This is a genomic window from Flavobacterium chryseum, assembly GCF_004362015.1.
Taxonomy (GTDB): Bacteria; Bacteroidota; Bacteroidia; order Flavobacteriales; family Flavobacteriaceae; genus Flavobacterium.
This window is the reverse complement of the sequence record NZ_SNWW01000002.1, coordinates 537,710-557,279: the sequence shown is the minus strand read 5'-3', so window position 1 is coordinate 557,279 and position 19,570 is coordinate 537,710. Positions and strand designations below refer to the sequence as shown.

Genomic DNA, 19,570 nt, shown 5'->3' with positions numbered 1-19,570 from the left:
TTTTTTGATAAAATAAACATGCGAAAATTAGCATCCATAATTTTATTCTTAGTACTATCAAATACTTTTGGACAATCTAAGAATTCCCCTTTACAAATAAGTCATCTTACAGGTGACTTTTATGTTTATAAAACCTTTCATGATTATAACGGAACTCAAATATCTGCCAACGCGATGTATCTCGTTACAGACAAAGGCGTTGTATTGTTTGATGCACCCTGGGATGAAACACAATTTCAACCCTTATTAGATACGATAAAAGCAAGGCATAATAAAGATGTAGTTATGTGTTTTGGAACGCATTCTCATGGTGACAGATCAGGAGGTTTCGGGTTTTATAAACAAAAAGGAATTAAAACGTATAGTATAAAACTAACCGATGAAATTCTGAAAAAAGAGAACAAAAACAGAGCTGAATTTGTGATTCCAAACGATACTACTTTTACGGTTGGACAACATAAATTTCAGGTTTATTATCCAGGAAAAGGACATGCAACGGATAATATTATTGTTTGGTTTGATAAAGAAAAAGTGCTTTACGGAGCTTGTTTTATAAAAAGCGCCAGTGCAACAGATTTAGGTTATCTGGCTGATTCTGATGTAAAAGAATGGAAAAAATCGATTAAAAAAGTACAAACCAAATTTAAAAATCCGGTATATATTATTCCGGGTCACGAAGATTGGACTAATACTCAATCTTTAAATCATACTTTGAAATTGGTTGAAGGTTATTTGAATAAACCTTCAGAAAAAAAGTAATTTTGTAAATCATATAAAATAATTACATGTTTTTTGTCGAAGTTGTCCTACCTCTTTCTTTAGCTAAAACCTTTACTTATCGTGTTTCTGAGGCCGAATTTCATTTCATTAAAAAAGGAATGCGGGTTGCAGTGCCTTTTGGTAAGAACAAGATATATACAGCACTTGTAATAGACGCGCACGAGAATGCTCCGACATTGTATGAAGCAAAAGAAATCCATCAAATTTTAGATGAAAAACCAATTGCTACCGAAATTCAGATTAAACACTGGCTTTGGGTAGCGAATTATTATATGTGTGGTATTGGCGACGTTTATCGTGGTGCTTTCCCGACCGGATTATTATTAGAAAGTGAAACTATCGTTTCGCATAAACCAGGCACAGTTGTAAATGATTCTGAGCTTTCAGACGATGAATTTTTAATTTATGAAGCGCTTCACCATCAAAGTTCGCTTAAAGTTGAGGAAATTGCTTCTATTTTAAACAAAAAAAATATTTTTCCGATTCTTCAAAAATTAATGGCAAAAGACATTATTGTTTTAGAAGAAGAAATAAAAGAAAGCTACAAACCAAAACTGGTTCGATATGTAAAATTACATTCAAAATACGAATCAGATCAAGGTTTGAATGAGTTACTCAATGCTTTGAAAAATGCTAATCAAAAAGAAATTGTTTTGGCTTATTTTCAAATTAATGCTTCAGAAAAGAAACCCGTAACAGTTAAGAAATTAGTTGAGGTTTCAAATTCTACTTCAGCTGTTGTGAAAGCTTTAGTTAAAAAAGAAATTTTTGAAGAGTATTATTTACAGCAAGATCGTGTTTCTTTTAATGGAGAAGCAACTGATAAACAATTGCAATTGAGTGAAGCTCAGGAAACTGCTTTTACATCCATTAAAAATAATTTTTCAGAGAAAGAAGTTTGTCTGCTTCACGGCGTTACATCTAGCGGAAAGACCGAAATTTATATTAAGTTAATTGAAGAGTATTTGCTTACAGGAAAACAAGTCTTGTATTTGTTGCCCGAAATTGCACTTACCACACAATTGGTATCAAGACTCCGACTTCATTTTGGAGATAAAGTAGCTGTTTTTCATTCAAAATACAGCAATAACGAAAGAGTTGAAGTTTGGAAACAAACACTCGAAAATGCTGATAAAGCTCAAATTGTAATAGGAGCAAGGTCGGCTTTGTTTTTACCTTTTGCTAATTTAGGTTTACTAATTGTAGATGAAGAACATGAGCAAACCTTTAAACAAACAGATCCGGCGCCCCGTTATCATGCCAGAGATGCTGCCATTGTTTTGGCTAATTTTCATAATGCAAAAGTACTTTTGGGATCTGCAACACCAAGTATTGAAACCTATTTTAATACGCAATCTGAAAAATACGGCTTAGTAACGATTACAGAACGTTATAATAATGTTCGAATGCCTGAAATTGTTTTGGTTGATTTAAAAGACAAACATTTCAGAAAAAGAATGACTGGACATTTTAGCGATCTTTTAATAGAAGAAATTGCAGAAGCGTTGTCTTTGGGCGAACAAGTGATTTTATTTCAAAACAGGCGAGGATATTCGCCTATTATTGAGTGTTTGACTTGCGGGCATGTTCCGCACTGTCAGCAATGCGATGTAAGTTTGACTTTTCACAAGCATAAAAACCAATTGCGTTGTCATTATTGTGGCTATTCCATAGCAAAACCAACGCACTGTCATAGTTGTTCGAGTATTGATCTGACTACAAAAGGATTTGGTACAGAACAAATTGAGCAGGAATTAGTTTCTCTTTTTCCGAAAGCCAAAACCGGCAGAATGGATCAGGATACGACGCGCGGAAAATTTGGTTTTGAAAAAATAATCGATTCCTTCAAAAATCGTGAAATAGATATATTGGTAGGAACGCAAATGCTGGCAAAAGGTTTAGATTTTGATAATGTTAGCCTTGTCGGAATTATGAATGCTGACAATATGCTGCATCATCCTGATTTTAGAGCTTTTGAACGCAGTTTTCAGATGATGACGCAAGTGGCCGGAAGAGCCGGAAGGTCTGAAAAACAGGGGAAAGTTATCATTCAAACTTACAATCCAAATCATAATACAATTCAGCAGGTTACAACCCATAATTATATAGGTATGTATAAAGAGCAATTGTATGACAGGCAAATTTATAAATATCCACCTTATTTCAGAATTATAAAGCTGACATTGAAACATCGAGATTTTGATAAACTGAAAGAAGGATCGATGTGGTTGTATCAGGTTTTGAGTCAAAATCTGAATATGCCGGTTTTAGGTCCGGAAGAACCTGCAATAAGCAGAATCAGAAATGAATACATCAGAACTATTTTAATTAAGATTCCGCAAAATCTGCCATTAGGAGGCACAAAAAAAACTATTCAGAAAATGTTGAATAGTTTTGAGGCGGTTGCTCAGTACAGAGCTATAAAAGTTATTGCTAACGTCGATTTTTATTAATTATGACGAAGTTGATAATGCTTTTACCAAATCTTCTTTTTTGTTTCGGCTTAAAGGAATTTTAGTAATTCCAATTTCTGCAAACTTGCTATTAAAACGCTCAACCTTATCTATATTAATAATATACGATTTGTGTACGCGAATAAATTTGTCTTTCGATAAATCATTCTCAAAAGATTTCATTGTCGAAAGTACAAGGTTACTGTCATCTTCAGTTACAACTCTTACATAATCTCCAAAAGCTTCAATCCATTTGATTTTAGCCGTGAATATTTTAAGTTTTTTAAGATTACTTTTGATGAAAATATGTTCGCCTTCCTCTTCTTTAACTTCTTTTTTAAGTAAGTGCATGTCGATTGCTCTTTTTACAGATGCATTAAATCGATCTACAGCAATAGGTTTTTGAAGATAATCGGTAGCATCATAATCAAATGCTTTTAGTGCATATTCAGCCTTAGAAGTGATAAATATAATTTGCGGTTTAGATTTTAAACCGTCAAGGAAATCAAAACCATTAATAACAGGCATTTCTATATCGAGAAATATTAAATCAATATTATTTAAAGAGATACAACTTTTAGCTTCAATTGCGTTTGAAAAGTCCCCTATAAGATGCAAACCAGGATGATTATTTACTAATTTAGCAATAATTGTCCTCTGAATAGAACTATCATCTACAACAACACAATTTAGTTTCATAAGATTTAAATTTAGAATAAATTCAGGATAGCAATAGTAAATATATTATTATTTTAGTAAAAAAACTAAAATTGGGCTTATTTTTTTACAGTATAACGAATAAACGTAAAAAAGTGTTGTTTATATAAATTAAATGGTTACTTTTGCACCCAATTTTAACAAATAAATATTATATTTATGAATCAATATGAAACTGTTTTCATTTTAAATCCCGTTTTATCTGAGGTTCAGGTAAAGGAAACAGTAACGAAATTTGAAGAATTTCTTACTAGTAGAGGAGCTGAAATGGTATCAAAAGAGGATTGGGGTCTGAAAAAAATGGCTTACGAAATCCAAAACAAAAAAAGTGGTTTTTATCACCTTTTTGAGTACAAAGTGGCTGGAGAAGTTCTAATCGCTTTTGAAACTGAATTTAGACGTGACGAAAGAGTTATGCGTTTCTTAACTGTAAGTTTAGATAAACATGCTATTTCTTGGGCTGAAAGAAGAAGAACTAAATTAAAATCTACTAAAGCTTAATTATTATGTCTACAATAGAGCAATCTGCAAAAGGAAAAAAAGACGGAGATATCAGATATCTAACGCCTTTAAACATTGAAACTAACAAAACAAAAAAATATTGTCGTTTCAAAAAATCAGGAATCAAATATATCGATTATAAAGATGCTGATTTCTTATTGAAATTCGTTAATGAGCAAGGAAAAATTCTTCCTCGTCGTTTAACCGGAACTTCATTAAAATACCAAAGAAAAGTTTCTGTAGCTGTAAAAAGAGCTCGTCACTTAGCTTTAATGCCATACGTGGCCGATTTATTAAAATAATATTAAACAATAGTTGTTGGTTTCCGGTCAGATGGAACCTAACTTCTCAATTATAAGGACAACAACATGGAGCTTATTTTAAAACAAGACGTACAGAACCTAGGATTTAAAGATGATGTAGTATCTGTAAAAGCTGGTTACGGTCGTAACTTTTTAATCCCTCAAGGTTTTGCTGCATTAGCAACTCCTTCTGCTAAAAAAGTTTTAGCTGAAAACCTAAAACAAAGAGCACACAAAGAAGCTAAAGTGGTTGCTGATGCAAAAGCATTAGCTGAAACTTTAAAAGCTCTTGAAATTAAACTTACTGCAAAAGCTGGTGGAGAGAAACTTTTTGGTTCTATCACTAACATCGACATTGCTGAAGCATTAGAGAAATCTGGTAATGGTATTGATAGAAAATTCATCACTAGCGGTATCGTTAAACGTACTGGTAAATATACAGCAAGTATTCGTTTACACAGAGATGTTATCGTTGAATTACCATACGAGATTATCGCTGAAAAATAACATTTTGTTAACTTCTTGTTAATAAAATATAAAAATCACTCTTTGGAGTGATTTTTTTTTGCCTAATTTTGAGGGAAATAACTCACTCAAACCAGGAAAATGAAAAAAATCTTTGCATTAATGTTATGTGTGTTTGGTCTCGCCGTAGTCACGGCACAAACTACGACTTCGAGTATTAAGGGTATCGTAAAAAGTTCGACAAACGAACTGTTACCCGGAGCTGGTATTTTGGCAGTTCATACTCCAACCGGAACTAAATATTCAGCTGTTTCCAATGAAGATGGAAGGTTTAATATTTTAAACATGAGAATTGGCGGTCCTTATAAAATTACAGTGACTTTTGTAGGGTTTCAAAATCAGGAATATAATGATGTATATCTTGATTTGGGAAAACCATTTAATCTGGATGTTCAATTGGCCGACGAGAGTCAGGCACTTGAAGAAGTTAAAATTACTGCTAAAGATAAAGTTTTTAAAAGTGGCAAAACAGGTGCTGAAACTACAATTGGTAGAAGAGAATTAACAGCATTGCCTACAATTTCAAGATCTGCAGAAGATTTTACACGTTTAGAGCCAACTGCAAGTGGTGGATCTTTTGGTGGAAGAAATGATCAGTATAATAATTACTCTCTGAATGGAGCTGTATTTAATAATCCGTTTGGATTGGATGCTGCAACTCCCGGAGGACAAACAGGTGCACAGCCTATCTCATTAGATGCGATCGAACAAATTCAGGTGGCAACTGCTCCTTATGATGTTACCTTATCTGGTTTTACCGGAGCTTCAGTAAATGCTGTTACAAAATCCGGAACCAACGAAATTCACGGAACAGCTTATGCGTTTTACAGAAATCAGGATTTGACGGGTGATAAAATTAAAGGAGAAAAAATCTTTGTACCCTCTTTAGAGCAGACTCAGGCTGGATTTAGTTTGGGAGCTCCAATTATAAAAGACAAATTATTTATTTTTGGAAATTTTGAAATTGATAAAAGAAGTGATCTTGGGTCTAATTTTGTTGCCAATAACAACGACGGCGTTACCGGAATTAATGAATCTAGAGTTTTAGAATCTGATTTAATTGCGGTTTCTAAAGCATTGTCTGATTTAGGATATAATACGGGTGCTTATCAGGGTTTTAAACACGAATCTAATTCAAGCAAGGGAATTATTAAATTAGATTGGAATATTAATGATAATCATAAGCTAGCTGTTATTTATAACTTTCTGGATGCTTCAAAAGATAAACCTGCTCACCCGACAGCATTAGGTTTTAGAGGACCAAATGCTTCTATTTTACAATTCCAAAATTCAGGATATCAAATTAATAATAAATTAAGTTCTTTTTTAGTAGAGTTGAATTCAAAATTTAGTGAATCGGTTTCAAACAAATTACAGGCTGGTTACACTCATTTTGATGATTACAGAGTTCCGTTTTCTACTCCGGCTCCCGTAATTAATATTCAGGATGGAGCTGGTTCTAACTACATTATTGCAGGACACGAGCCGTTTTCTATTAATAATACGTTAGATCAAAAAGTAATTCAAATTACTGATAATTTATCATATACTGTTGGTAAACATGCTTTTACTTTTGGAACTTCTTTTGAGAAATTCAAGTTTGCCAATTCATTTAACTTAACGGGTTATGATAAATTTCGCAATCCAGCAACAGATCCTGTTCCTTATTATGGTACTTTTAGTCCTTATGCAAGTGTGGCAGACTTTTTGGCGGATGCAGCTTTACCACCTGCTTCTAGTTCTTTGGCTCAAAATTTACAATATGCTCAGGATGTGAATGCTTCTAAAAGTCAATTTGCAGTCGGAAGTGATGGCGGATGGAAACTGGCAGAACTAAACGTAGGACAATTAGCTTTTTATGCTCAGGATGATATCAGCTTAAGCGACGATTTTAAATTGTCTCTAGGTTTAAGAATTGATAAACCTTTATATTTTAATACTGCAGATTTAATTCAAAAATATATTGATACAGACAATGGTGGAGCAGGAAGAAATAATGATATTAATTACTATAATCCTCAAACTGGTCAGGCGGATTTTAAATTAATCTCAACAGATTTACCAAGTGACAGAATTTTATGGTCACCTAGAGTTGGGTTTAACTGGGATGTAAAAGGCGATGCAACTTCGCAACTTCGTGGAGGATCTGGAATTTTTACAGGAAGAATTCCGTTTGTTTGGTTAGGAAATCAGGTGAGTGGTGCTGATGATGGTTACTTGCAGATTATGGATCCGGATTATAAATGGCCGCAAGTATGGAGAACAAGCTTAGGTTATGATCATCGATTTGAAAGTAATTATATTGTAACGCTTGATTTATCACTTAATAAAGATATTAATGCAGTGCATGTGCAAAACTGGGGATTAAAACCTCCAACAGGAACATTGGCAGGTGTAGATAACAGATTAATTTATACAGCAACAGACCATGGAGCAAACAATGCTTATGTAATGACAAATTCAGACAAGGGAAGTGCTTTTAATGCTTCTGTTAAGGTACAGAAAACATTTGAAAACGGATTATACGCCAGTGTGGCCTATAATTATTTAAAATCAAAAGATGTTAACTCTATTGAGGCTGAAATTACAGGAGATGCTTTTTCTTTTAATCCGGCACTAGGAAATGTAAATAATGATGTGCTTTCGAATTCTAAATATGGCGATAATCATCGTTTTATTGGAGTTGCTTCTAAAAAATGGAAATACGGAAAAGATAAATGGGCAACTACAGTTTCTACGTTTTTAGAATATGCTCAGGGAGGTCGTTTCAATTATACTTACGGAGGTGATATAAATGGAGATGGTTCTTCGGTAAATGATTTAATTTATATACCAACAACAACAGAAATAGGTCAAATGACTTTTAGCGCGCCTGGACAAGCTGAGGCTTTTGATAAATTCATTTCGCAGGATAAGTATATGAAGGACAGAAGAGGACAGTATGCAGAGCGATATGGAGCAATTTCTCCGTGGAGAGGCAGATGTGATCTAAAATTAATGCAGGATTATAATTTTAAATATTCTTCGACATCTGAGAAAACAAACACAATTCAGTTTAGTATCGATATTTTGAATTTCGGGAATTTATTAAATTCTGATTGGGGTGTTGTACAGGTTCCAACCAGCGTTCAGCCAATTGGAGTTACAGTTGCTGGAAATACACCAACGTATACTTTCAATAATACGCAGACTAAAACCTTTAGTTATGATGCTAGTTTAACGTCGAGATGGCAAGCTCAATTTGGTATCAGATACATTTTTTAGTAAAGTAAAAAAAGTTGTAAATTTGCCCTCGCATTTGCGAGGGCTTTTTTATGTATTATACTAAAGTTTTAAAAATTACCTAAACTCTTTACAGAGTGTTTAAATACAAATAAATAAATGAAATACGCAAGACTAACAAAAGAGCAATTTGATGAGTTACACGCAGAATTTGCTAACTTTTTGGCATCACAGGCAATTGATAAAGCAGAATGGGATACTATTAAAGTAAATAAACCGGAAGTTGCTGAGCAGGAACTGGATGTTTTTTCAGATTTAATATGGGAAGGAGTTTTATCAAGAGCAGAGTTTTTAGAGCATTTCTCTAAAAGCCACATTTTTTTGTTTCAGTGTTTTGAGAATCATGTACAATCTATAGTGTTGAAATCATTAGTTCCTGAAACTGATTTTTTGACTAAGGAAGGGTTGCAATGGTTGAGCGATAATATGTTTACAGAAACTATTGAAATGAAAGTGGGGAAGAAAGTTTTTACTGAAGACAGGAACACTTCTATCTTTGAATTGATTCAGCAAGGCGCTTTTTTAAGTGACGGACAACTGTTTACACAGATAAATACGATTATAGAATCGTAATTTTTCCAATTATAAAGTATTTAAAAGGTAAATGATTGATGTTAAATTGTTTACCTTTTTTAGGTTTTTTAACTTTTGTTTAAACTTTATTACTTTTATATCCCCGTATTTTTACGCTTTTTTTTCGAATACTGCAAGAAATCGATGTAGTTCAATATTTCTGTAGGTTTTACTTTTCAAATATTTTTTTATCCTTGAATTACAGGTGCTTATAAATATAAATAAGTAGTCTTTTTCTTTCTTTTTTAAATTTTTATAAAAAAAACTTAATTTTTTTGTAATTTTTATAATACTTCGATTTCTGTTGTTATGCCTTTATTTTTCTGATATTTTGACCATTCTTTGTTTTGTTAGAATTTATAAAATTTAAAAAAATAAGAATTTTATGCTTGTTTTGTATTTTGGTTTTTCTTAATTTTAATAAAAGAAAAGGTTAAACAAAATGTTTTATTCTCTTTTTGAAAAGACATATTATTTTACCTAATTAAACTAAATTAAAAGCAGAATTTTAAATAAACTTAATTCATCTACTTATGGAATTGAAAACTACTCTCCTTATCAAGTTTGCGTTAAGTCTTCTTATTATTTTAGCTTTATTTTTTACTCTTTGGGATAAATTAAAATTTGTCTTAAAATTCAATTTTAATTCGATAGCAAACTTGTTCTATAAATTTACACATTCAGGCAGCTTTTTATTTCCAAACCCCGGTTGGTGTTCTGGAAACGAAAAGCATTCTTATGTTTAATTTTTAAATAAATTGCTTTTTATTAAAAATTCATGATTCAATTTTTGGACGTTATTTTCAAATAGAAAAAATTATAAATTGCCTAATCAACTTTTTATAATATTGAATTATACTCTATATTAAATTCCCCCCTTACATTATTATCTAACATAAATTTTCTTTATGAAAATTATTAATGGTACAAATCACTCCGTTTGGAAGATTGATTCAGGTCAATATTTTCCAGAAGTTTCGACGCATCTTTTACTCAAAGGGGATAAAAAATGCTCTCAAGTATATTTTTATATACTTAATACAACATGATTTTTTATAAAATCTAATTTAAAGTCTTGGTAAAACAAGATTTAAAATTTCGTGTTAACTAATTGATTATTAATGTTTTTTATAATTGCCTAAGCATATGTGCTTATTGCAACAAGTGTTTTATTGTCCATTTTCTAATCTTCCAAATTATGAAAAAATTCTTTACTTTTTGTAATCTCCTCGCTCAGAGGAGATTATTAGGACTATTTTATTTATTGTTTTTATGTAGTAATGCATTTGCGCAAACTGTTTGCAGACCCGTTTCTCAAACTAATTCGCAAGGTGGATTGTTATGTATTGGCTTAAATGTAGATAGTCCTGCCAGCGCATATGATAATGACGCGGGCTTAACGACTTTTGCAACTCTGACAAATGCTGTTGGAGTTGGGTGTTTTGTTGAAGAAACACTAACCCTGAATCAGACGGCAAAAGCCGGAGATCAGGTTGTACTTTATATAGGTACAGGAAATGGTTTATTAGATGTAAGTTTACTATCTAATGCCACTATTCAAACTAAGCTTTCCGGAGCAAATGTAGGTCCAAGAGTAGCGATAAACAGCCCGCTTTTGAATCTGAATTTATTGTCCGGAAATACAGTTGCCGCCGTAAGCTATACCTTAACAGGAGATACCAATCAGGTACAAGTTCAGGTGGGCGGACTTTTAAGTCTTCTTGTAAATTTACGAATTTATGATGTTCGTTTACAATTTGCAAATCCAACAGTAACGGGAGGTTTAACACAAACTGTATGTGCGGGCAATGCCACTACACTTACAGCTACTCCTGCTGCAGGAACTACATTAGCGTGGTATAGTTCTGCCACATCTCCAACAGCCTTAATAACTGGAAACAGTTATACAACTCCTGTTTTAACTGCTAATACTACCTATTATATAGGAGTAACAAGAGCTGCAGGTTGTGAAAGTAACGAAAGAGTTCCGGTTGTACTTAACGTATCAAATCCTGTTGCTCCGGTAATTAATTCTTCGGGCACGACAATATGTTCAACAGGCGCAACACAACAAACTACGTTATCAGTAATTAACCCGATCCCGGGAACTACTTACAATTGGTATAATGTAAACACGGGCGGCGTAGCTTTAGCTTCCGGCACAACATATTCTCCAACTGTGCCTCTGGGAACGACAAGTTTTTACGTTGAGGCTGCAATAGGAAGTTGTTTGGCTCCGGCAAGAACTCAGGTGAATGTAATTTCGAATGCAGTTCCGGCCTTACCAACTGTTTTAACGCAAAGTGTAACAATACAATCCGGACAAAATGCAACATTAAGTGCTACAGCTCCGGCAGGAGTTATACTAAATTGGTATGATGTAGCTACAGGAGGTGCAGCATTAGCAACGAATACTTCTACATATACAACGTCAGTTTTAATGGCTACAAAAACATTTTATGTTGAGGCTCAAAGTGCTTCAGGAAATTGTGTGAGTGCAACAAGAGTTCCGGTAACGGTAACAGTTCAGCCTTCAGCTTTAGGAGGATGTTTACAAGCCAATAGCCAGCAAACAGTTCAAAATGGATTGTGTTTACTGTGCAGTAGCACCAATCCTAATTTTTCTGTTGACGGAAATGCTGCAACTGCAGCCAGACTTTCGGTACTTGTTGGTTTATTAAACGGATGGGTTCAACAAACACTGCAATTTAATAATCCTGGTAAAGCAGGTGATATTGTTGATGTAGAGTTGGAATTACCAGGCGGACTAGCTGATTTGTCTTTATTAGGTGCTGTTACTTTGGCAACTTATAATGGAGCAACGTATAATAATGACAGAATTCAAATTACCAATCCTTTAATTACACTTCAATTACTTACCGGAGATCGTTTTAGAGCCAGTGTAGTTGCAGGCGCTAATTTTGATCGTGTTGAGATTCGATTAGGAGGACTGGCAACAGTACTTACAAGTCTGGATATTTATCAGGCAAGTTATAGATATAAAGCACCAACAATTTCAGGTAACACAACAATTTGTAGCGGACAAACAGCTACTTTGCTTGCAAATCTTGCTGTTGGTGAAACTATTAATTGGTATAGTGCAGCTACAGGAGGTGCTTCTCTAGCAGCGACAGCTGCTTTTACAACACCAGTTTTAAATGCTGCAACAACTTATTATATAGAAATAGCCAGAAATGGTTGTGTAAATAGTGAGCGTTTTCCAGTTTTAATTTCAGTTGATAATCCTGTTGCGCCAACTATTGCAACTGCAGGGACAACAATTTGTAGCGGACAAACTACCACATTAAATGTACAGGCACCAGTTGCTGGAACAGATTATAGATGGTATGATGCAGCTTCTGGTGGAACTTTATTATTTACAGGAAATGCTTTTACAACACCAAATTTAACTGCTAATACCAATTATTTTGTAGAAGCAGGAATTGGAAGTTGTACTAACTCAGCCCGTACTCAGGTAACAGTTACAGTTAATCCTTTACCTTCTGCACCAATTCCGGCATCGTCTAACGTAATAATTCAATCAGGGCAAAGTGTAACTTTACAAGTTTCAAGTCCGGAATCAAACGTTACATTCGACTGGTATGATGTACCTACTAACGGAACAGCATTAGCTTCAGGCACAAATACATTTACAACACCTGTCCTTACTGCAAATAAAACCTATTATGTTGCGGCAAGAGGAACAGTATCAGGTTGTACAAGTAGTACAAGAGTTGCCATTAATGTCATAATAAGTAATTTTATCAGTACTTGTTTACAGGTAAATTCACAAGTAACGAGTAGAGGAGGATTAACAGGATGTCTATTGTGTACTTCTGCAAACGATGGGGCTTCTGCTGATGGAAATTCAGCAACCGCGGCAAATCTTTCTGTAGTTGCTGGTTTAGTAAATGATTATATGCAACAAATGCTAACATTTTCTACTCCGGGACAAGCAGGCGATATTATAGATGTTGAATTAGGAATTCCAGCCGGAATTATCAATGTGAGTGCTCTTTCTTATATTAGTTTAAGAAGTTATAATGGAGCAACAGCAAATAATGATCAGGTAAATGTGGGTTCATTAGTAAATGTTCAATTATTATCATCGACTCGCTTAAAAGCAAGTTTTGTAGCAGGCGGACCTTTTACAGCTGTAGAAGTTAGATTAGGAGGCGTGGCAACAGTTCTAACAAGTTTAGACATTTATGGAGCTTCATACAGATTTAAAGATGCTACGATTACAGGTGCTACAACTCCAATTTGTAGTGGTCAAATTGTTAATTTAGCAGCTACTTCGACAGTAGTAGGAGAGACATTTAAATGGTATGATTCAGCAAATGCAGGAACAGAGCTTTCTGCTGTATCAACTTACACTCCATCTCCAAATTTAACAGCTAGTACAACATTTTATGTAGAAGCAACACGTGGCGGAACTTGTATTAATAGCGTTCGTCAGCCTGTTACGGTTACGGTATCACCATTTGCAACAGCTGCAGATATTACAATTACAAGTCCTTTAGAAGCATCATGTGCCGGAGAAGTTGTATTATCTCCAACCTCTGCTTTGGCCGGAGCACAATTTATATATTATACCGATCAAAATAAGACTGTAGAAATTGTAAACGGAACAGTGGGGGCAATAACTTATTCTAAAGATCCGACAACAGGAGCATTAAGCATTACAGGACTTACTGCTGTCGGAGCACCTTACAACTATTATGTTTCTGTTACAAATGCAGCAACATGCGAAAATACGGCTACTACTTTAGCGCAGGTAACGGTTAATTATCCAACTGTTACAACCTTAGCAGTCACTTCGCCTTTAGTGGGTTGTGGAACTGTAAATTTAGGATCTGCGATTGTAGGTTTAGATACAACAGGAAATACAACCTATACTTTTTATGATTCATTAAATAATGTTCTACCTGCAAATGCTGCAGCAAACATAAATACAAGTGGTGTTTACTCCATTCAGGCTCAGGTTAATGGTATTACATGTCCATCTGTAAAACTACCGGTAACAGTTACGATTAATGCTTTACCAACTTTAACAGTAACACCATCAATATCAGTAAATGCTGGTTCTGATGTGCCATTAACTGCAATATCAGATGGAACATTAGCTTGGTTTGATCCACAAGGAAATGCTTTAACAGGCCCTCCATTTTCAACAGGCGTATTAAATACTCCGGGAGTTTATACTTATACAGTTATAGCAAGTAATGCTAATTGTTCAAGAACAGGAACAGTTTCTATTAATGTTATAGATCCAAATAGCTGTCAATTATTGGCTGAAAGAGTTTATGCAACTGCGCAAACTTCTGGTTCAATTATTACAGGAGCAGTTTCTAACGGAGCAAACGCTGTTGATGGAAATACTCAAACTTACTCTACCATTACAACAGGACTTGGACTTTTAGGAGTTGGAACTACATGGCAAAATTTAACCTGGCCAGCTAACATTGTAAAAGGAACTCCGGTGACTATTAAATTAGGTTCAGAATATAGTGGAGTAGCGGTTGGACAAAATCTAACAGTAATTGGGACTAAAAACGGAGTTGATATCGGGACTATGCAATCTGTTTCAGGAGCATTATTGAATTTATTATCAGGTGATAATTCTTTCGAATATACTTTTGTACCGGCAAATGGTTCCGGGCCACAAGATTATGATGGAATAAGAATTCAGTCAGCATCTTTATTGAGTGTTGCTCAAAACACAAGAGTTTATGATGCTTATTATACAAGACAAGTTCCAACCATAACTTGTACACCGGGAGATATTCAGGATGTTCATTATGGAGCGAGCGATTTAGGAGTAGGAGCAGTTACTGCTACAGTAGGTGTTAGTGATGCATTTAATGTTGCAGATAATGATATTACAACTTTTGCTACAATGTATAGAGCTGTTGGAGTTCTTGCTGCAGCAGACTTAACAGTTGCGTTTAAAACGCCATCTATTGCAAGTGATACTTTAAGAATAGTGGTTTCAAGACCAGGACCTCTTTTAGATTTAAATGCTCTTGCAGGATTTAGCATTCAGCGTTATTTAGGTAATGTAGCGGTTGGTGCGCCAATTCAAAATACAAGTTCATTATTAAGTTTAAGAGTTTTACCTGGAACTACTTTAGCTACTGTACTTTTATCTTCTTTACCAGAACCTTATGATAGAGTTAGAATTCGTTTTGGAGGAGTCTTAGGAGTTTTAGAAGGTTTGAGAGTTCATACTGTAGATCGTGTAGCGAATACTACAGTTATAGGAGGAGATCCTAATAACAAAGTTATAGTTTGTCCGGGTGCAGCAATTACTCTTCAGATACCTGCAGATGCCTGTTCAACTTACAGATGGTATGATTCGCCAACCGGAGGTACAGTTTTAGCCAATGGTGTTACTTATACAATTCCGGCTAATTTACCTGCAGGAATTTACAAATATTATGTACAACCGGTACGTTACACTTGCGAAGCATTAGCAAGAGGAGAAGTTACGGTTGAGGTAAAAGCTTCCAGCGCTGAACCTGCTTTAACAGCTATTACGTTAAATGGAGCTGCCACAACTTCAATTTGTTCTCCAACAGGAACCGTAACTTTAGCAACAAGCGTAAGTGGAACGCCAGTATTAACAAACCCAATTTTCTACTGGTATAGTTTTAACGGAACAACAAGTCAGTTAATTCCGGGAGAAACAACTTCTCAATTGGTTATAAATGGATTAACACCGGGAACATATACTTATTTTGTGGGAGTTAGTTCAGATGAGTTTTGTGAAACTGCAGCAGCAGACAGAAAACAAATAACATTTACAATATTGCCTCCATCAGTTGCAACTGATATTGTAGTTACTGATGTAGCAGTTTGTCACAATGTGCCTGCATCATTAACGCCAACGGCAAGTGCATTAACAAATCCGGTATTTACTTGGTATTTAGATGTAAATAAAACACAGCCAATAACAAGTGGAGCAGTTATAGGCGGAGTAACCTATACAATTAATGCTACAGGAGTTTTAACTGCAACAGGTTTAACTCGTGCTATGAGCCCGGCTACTTATTATGTTGCAGTTTCAAGTACTACTACTTGTGAGAATATTGCAGGAACGCTTCAAACAGCAAATATTATAGTAAATGATCCAAATACGCCAACAACATTAGATACTACACAAGATTTTTGTTTAGTGAATGCACCAACATTTGCTAATATCCAAGTGAATGAAGCTAATGTAATTTGGTATACAACAGCAACAGGCGGAACAGCAATTCCGGCAACAACTGCTTTAACAAGTGGAGTTTATTACGGAGCTGTTTTAGATCCGGTAACAAGTTGTGAAAGTTCAGTACGTTTACAAGTTACCATTAGTGTAACCGATCCTGGCACACCAACAACTACAGATACTACACAAGATTTCTGTTTAGTAAATGCACCAACAGTTGCCAACATTCAGGTAAACGAGCCAAATGTGGTTTGGTATAGCGCAGCAACAGGTGGAACAGCTATTGTACCAACAACGGCATTAGCAAACGGAATTTACTACGGAGCAATTGTAGATCCGGTTACAACTTGTGAAAGCGCTGTAAGATTAGCAGTTACAATTACAATTACTGATCCTGCTACGCCAACAACTACAGATACTACACAAGATTTCTGTTTAGTAAATGCGCCAACAGTGGCAAACATTCAGATAAACGAACCAAATGTGGTTTGGTATAGCGCAGCAACTGGTGGAACAGCACTTCCACCAACAACCGCCTTAGCAAATGGAATATATTACGGAGCTATTTTAGATCCAACAACAGGTTGTGAAAGTTCAATTCGTTTAGCAGTTACCATTACTGTAACTGATCCGGGAACCCCAACGACTACAGATACTACGCAAGACTTCTGTTTAATAAATGCTTCAACAGTTGCGAACATTCAGGTGAATGAGCCAAATGTAGTTTGGTACAGTACATTAACTGGAGGAATAGCGCTTGCGCCAACAACTGTACTTACAAGCGGAGTTTATTATGGAGCTATTTTGGATCCTGTAACAACTTGCGAAAGTGCGACAAGATTAGCGGTTACAATAACAGTAAACGATCCTGGCATACCAACAACTACAGATACTACACAAGATTTTTGTTTAGTAAATGCGCCAACGGTTGCCAACATTCAGGCAAACGAGCCAAATGTGGTTTGGTATAGCGCAGCAACAGGTGGAACAGCAATTGCACCAACAACGGCATTAGCAAACGGAATTTACTACGGAGCTATTGTAGATCCTGTTACAAATTGTGAAAGTGCTGTAAGATTAGTAGTTACAATTACAATTACTGATCCTGTAACGCCAACCACTACAGATACTACACAGGATTTCTGTTTAGTTAATGCGCCAACGGTTGCCAGCATTCAGGTAAACGAACCAAATGTAGTTTGGTATAGCGCAGTAACTGGCGGAACAGCAATTGCATCAACAACAGTATTAGCAAATGGAATATATTATGGAGCTATTTTAGATCCAACAACAGGTTGTGAAAGTTCAATTCGTTTAGCGGTTACTATTAGTGTAACTGATCCGGGAACCCCAACTACTACAGATACTACGCAAGATTTCTGTTTAATAAACGCTTCAACAGTTGCGAACATTCAGGTGAATGAACCAAATGTAGTTTGGTACAGCACATTAACTGGAGGAACAGCGCTTGCACCAACAACTGTACTAACAAGTGGAGTTTATTATGGAGCTATTCTGAATCCTGTAACAACTTGTGAAAGTGCAATAAGATTAGCAGTTACATTAACAGTAACAGATCCGGGCACGCCAACTACAACACATAATACTCAGGATTTCTGTATAACTAATGCGCCAACGGTTGCTAATATTCAGGTAAACGAGCCAAATGTAGTTTGGTATAGTACAGCAACAGGCGGAACAGCCATTGCACCAACAACTGCCTTAGCAAACGGAATTTATTACGGAGCAATTGTAGATCCGGTAACAGGCTGCCAAAGTCTAACAAGATTGATAGTAACAGTAACGATCAATAATCCTACTGCAACACCAACTACAAATGCAGCAACTCAAAACTTCTGTTCAATAAATGCACCAACGGTTGCTAATATTCAGGTAAATGAGGCTAATGTAGTGTGGTATGCTACACCAACAGGAGGAACAGCAATACCTGCAACAACAGCTTTAGCGACAGGTACGTATTACGGAGCTATTGCAAGCGCAATAGGTTGTGAAAATGCTTTAAGATTAGTAGTAACAGTAAATGTAAATACACCTGGTACAGTTACCACAACAAGCACAACACAAACATTCTGTTTATCAAAAGCACCAACAATTGCAGACATTCAGGTAAATCAGCCAAATGTGGTTTGGTACGCTACTGCAACAGGAGGAACTCCATTAGCAGCAAATACATTGCTTACTGCAGCTACATATTATGCTACTTTACTTAGTAACACGACAAACGGTTGTGACAACGCTACACGTTTAGCCATAACAGTTGGATTTGAAAATGATGCATTGTATCAAATTACTGCAAGTGACAATACACCATGTGTTTTCCAGGGAATTACTTATTCAATTGCAAATGGAAAATCAGATTATGTTTGGTCTGTTAGCACAACCGGAACTATAACTTCAGGAGGTGGTAGTACTGACGGAACAGTAACCGTTTCATGGGGAGATGTTGGTGCCGGAACAGTATCGGTAACGTATACCAATACATGCGATGAAACTACTACAAAAACATTAAATGTTACAGTAGCTACATGTTCAGATCTTACAATAACCAATACAGTTAGTAATCCAACTCCAAATTTTGGAGATGAAATTGTCTTTACAGTAACAGTAAATAACGTTGGAGAAGGAATAATTAATAACGTAATTGTTAGTGATTTAATTCCAAGTGGATACGAATTAGTATCAACATCTACATCAAGCGGAGTGTATGATCCTTTAACCGGACTTTGGACAATTCCAACCTTAAATCCGGGCGAAAGCGAAACACTTCAAATTAGAGTTATTGTAATGCCAAGCGGTGAATATACAAACGTAGCAACTATAGAAATTTCAACTCCTTTAGATGTTGATCCAACAAATAATACAGCTTCGGCTTTTGTTGAACCAATTTGTTTAACCGTTTATAACGAGTTTACTCCAAATAGCGACGGTGCAAATGATCTTTTCAGAATTGACTGTATCGAATCATATCCAAACAATGAACTAAAAGTTTATAACAGATATGGTGCATTAGTATACAGCAAAAAGAAATACGAAAATGATTGGGACGGAACAGCCAATGTATCAGGAGTTATAAATAGAGGAGATATGTTGCCTACTGGTACTTATTTTTATGTGATAGACATTGGAGACGGAACGGTTAAAAAAGGATGGTTATCTATAATGAGATAAGCACCATTATTAATCATCTAATTAATTAAACTAAA

Annotated in this window: 9 protein-coding genes; 8 read left to right on the top strand and 1 reads right to left on the bottom strand. The window is 35.2% G+C overall.

Features of this window, described 5'->3' with window-relative positions; all coding sequences use genetic code 11:
• The first annotated feature begins 18 nt into the window (after nt 1-18).
• Nucleotides 19-759: a subclass B1 metallo-beta-lactamase gene (bla-B1-FLAV, locus tag EV143_RS06140; protein ID WP_133507088.1), complete on the top strand. Its 741-nt coding sequence runs from the start codon at nt 19-21 to the stop codon at nt 757-759.
• 26 nt (nt 760-785) lie between these two features.
• Nucleotides 786-3,233, top strand: a complete 2,448-nt coding sequence (gene priA, locus EV143_RS06135) for a replication restart helicase PriA (RefSeq protein WP_133507087.1) — start codon at nt 786-788, stop codon at nt 3,231-3,233.
• Here the strand turns inward: priA and EV143_RS06130 are convergent, their stop codons facing one another.
• Nucleotides 3,234-3,932, bottom strand: a complete 699-nt coding sequence (locus tag EV143_RS06130) for a LytR/AlgR family response regulator transcription factor (RefSeq protein ID WP_026729423.1) — start codon at nt 3,930-3,932, stop codon at nt 3,234-3,236.
• 177 nt (nt 3,933-4,109) lie between these two features.
• Between EV143_RS06130 and rpsF the strand changes: the two genes are divergently transcribed.
• From rpsF to EV143_RS06100, 6 genes are all read left to right on the top strand, one after another.
• A complete protein-coding gene (rpsF, locus tag EV143_RS06125; protein WP_133507086.1) occupies nt 4,110-4,451 on the top strand; it encodes a 30S ribosomal protein S6 in 342 nt (113 codons plus the stop codon).
• A 5-nt stretch (nt 4,452-4,456) separates the two neighbouring features.
• Complete coding sequence (gene rpsR, locus EV143_RS06120; RefSeq protein ID WP_002987043.1) at nt 4,457-4,753, top strand: 30S ribosomal protein S18; 297 nt, start codon at nt 4,457-4,459, stop codon at nt 4,751-4,753.
• Between the two features lie 66 nt (nt 4,754-4,819).
• The gene (gene rplI / locus EV143_RS06115) at nt 4,820-5,260 is read left to right on the top strand and encodes a 50S ribosomal protein L9 (RefSeq protein WP_133507085.1); all 441 of its coding nucleotides are present in this window, start codon (nt 4,820-4,822) and stop codon (nt 5,258-5,260) included.
• Between the two features lie 99 nt (nt 5,261-5,359).
• Nucleotides 5,360-8,542 (top strand): TonB-dependent receptor, encoded by a 3,183-nt coding sequence (locus EV143_RS06110; RefSeq protein WP_133507084.1) that lies wholly within the window; start codon nt 5,360-5,362, stop codon nt 8,540-8,542.
• Between the two features lie 117 nt (nt 8,543-8,659).
• Nucleotides 8,660-9,133, top strand: a complete 474-nt coding sequence (locus EV143_RS06105) for a DUF6495 family protein (RefSeq protein ID WP_133507083.1) — start codon at nt 8,660-8,662, stop codon at nt 9,131-9,133.
• Between the two features lie 1,198 nt (nt 9,134-10,331).
• The gene (locus tag EV143_RS06100) at nt 10,332-19,535 is read left to right on the top strand and encodes an Ig-like domain-containing protein (RefSeq protein WP_133507082.1); all 9,204 of its coding nucleotides are present in this window, start codon (nt 10,332-10,334) and stop codon (nt 19,533-19,535) included.
• Nucleotides 19,536-19,570: the final 35 nt, after the last annotated feature.

What these genes read in the sequence shown, in the direction of transcription:
- bla-B1-FLAV (WP_133507088.1), top strand. Translation starts at nt 19, where the DNA reads ATGCGAAAATTAGCATCCATAATTTTATTCTTAGTACTATCAAATACT.
- priA (WP_133507087.1), top strand. Translation starts at nt 786, where the DNA reads ATGTTTTTTGTCGAAGTTGTCCTACCTCTTTCTTTAGCTAAAACCTTT.
- EV143_RS06130 (WP_026729423.1), bottom strand. Translation starts at nt 3,932, where the DNA reads ATGAAACTAAATTGTGTTGTTGTAGATGATAGTTCTATTCAGAGGACA.
- rpsF (WP_133507086.1), top strand. Translation starts at nt 4,110, where the DNA reads ATGAATCAATATGAAACTGTTTTCATTTTAAATCCCGTTTTATCTGAG.
- rpsR (WP_002987043.1), top strand. Translation starts at nt 4,457, where the DNA reads ATGTCTACAATAGAGCAATCTGCAAAAGGAAAAAAAGACGGAGATATC.
- rplI (WP_133507085.1), top strand. Translation starts at nt 4,820, where the DNA reads ATGGAGCTTATTTTAAAACAAGACGTACAGAACCTAGGATTTAAAGAT.
- EV143_RS06110 (WP_133507084.1), top strand. Translation starts at nt 5,360, where the DNA reads ATGAAAAAAATCTTTGCATTAATGTTATGTGTGTTTGGTCTCGCCGTA.
- EV143_RS06105 (WP_133507083.1), top strand. Translation starts at nt 8,660, where the DNA reads ATGAAATACGCAAGACTAACAAAAGAGCAATTTGATGAGTTACACGCA.
- EV143_RS06100 (WP_133507082.1), top strand. Translation starts at nt 10,332, where the DNA reads ATGAAAAAATTCTTTACTTTTTGTAATCTCCTCGCTCAGAGGAGATTA.